2 protein-coding genes and 1 pseudogene are annotated in these 1,001 nt (G+C 60.0%); all 3 read right to left on the reverse strand.

Translation table 11 applies throughout. From position 1 onward, the window contains the following. Nucleotides 1-246: hypothetical protein (locus EOC06_RS41070; protein ID WP_206631330.1), on the reverse strand; the 246-nt coding region annotated here is incomplete at its 3' end. A gap of 91 nt (nucleotides 247-337) precedes the next feature. Then, nucleotides 338-718, reverse strand: a pseudogene (locus EOC06_RS35710) (recombinase family protein); the annotation flags it as partial. Further along, nucleotides 715-1,001 (reverse strand): hypothetical protein (locus EOC06_RS41075; protein ID WP_206631331.1); only part of this gene is annotated, 287 nt, incomplete at its 5' end. The pseudogene EOC06_RS35710 and the gene EOC06_RS41075, both read right to left, overlap by 4 nt.

Here is a 1,001-nt window from a genome sequence, read left to right on the forward strand (position 1 = left end):
TTCGGTTTCTGACGTCAGGCTATCATGCTCAGGTATATCGAAGGAACTTTGCGGCGCCTGCGCCTTTGCAGAGCAGACAAGGCGAATAAAATCGCGAACGCTCGTAGTTGAAAGCTTGGCTAACGGCAGATCTGGTGCCGATGGATACAGATTGGTGGCCGAGATCGGAATCTTCAGGAAAACATCATCGCGGTAAACGACAAGAAGCTGACGATAGGGGTCGGCGCCGCTCGGTCTGCCCGCCAAAATGAAATCGCGCCCATAAAGTGGGTGCGTCGGATCGGCAACTGTTATCCGTTGATCATCCCCAAATCTAATTGGGGCATTAAGATGTGTGTTCGTAGACGCCATCCTCATCGAGGATGAGGGTGTCGGCAAGAGCGCAAATCTCCAGCAGACGCTGCCAGTCTGCATTGTTGCGCGCCAGCCGGGAGACTTCGAGCCCCATCACGATCCCGGCGCGCCCCATGCCGACGTCGCTGACCAGGCGCTGAAACCCCTCGCGCCAGGCCGCCGAAGCACCGGATTCGCCCTGATCATTGTCGACGACGATAATCTGCTCATCCCGCCAGCCGAGGGCGACCGCACGTCCACGAAGCGCATATTGCCGCCTGGCGCTCTCGGTGTTCTCGATGACTTGCCGCATCGAGGATTGGCGGATGTACAGGTAGGCGCTGCGTTCGACGTGATGAGACTGGACTTTAAGGTGCGCATTCATGGTGATCTCCGGTCGTGGATGCTCATGGCTATTATCGCAAGGACGTGAACGACGGCTGCGTGCCCGCCGTGCGTCGGCCAGGCGGTCGACGGTGGATGACTTTGTTCTTGCGGGGGATTTGCTGCTGCGGCCAGCGTCTGTGCCCACCCCCACATGCCCCGGCGCAGAAAGAGCATGAGGCCGCTACGGGCCTTGAGCGGCAGAGCTTCGCCGAGGGCTGCCCCGCGCAGCACCTCATACTGGGCCGCAATGGCCGACGACAGGATCGACGAACGCGCCGATG

It is taken from the genome of Mesorhizobium sp. M7A.F.Ca.MR.362.00.0.0 (genome assembly GCF_004023175.1).
Taxonomy (GTDB): domain Bacteria; phylum Pseudomonadota; class Alphaproteobacteria; order Rhizobiales; family Rhizobiaceae; genus Mesorhizobium.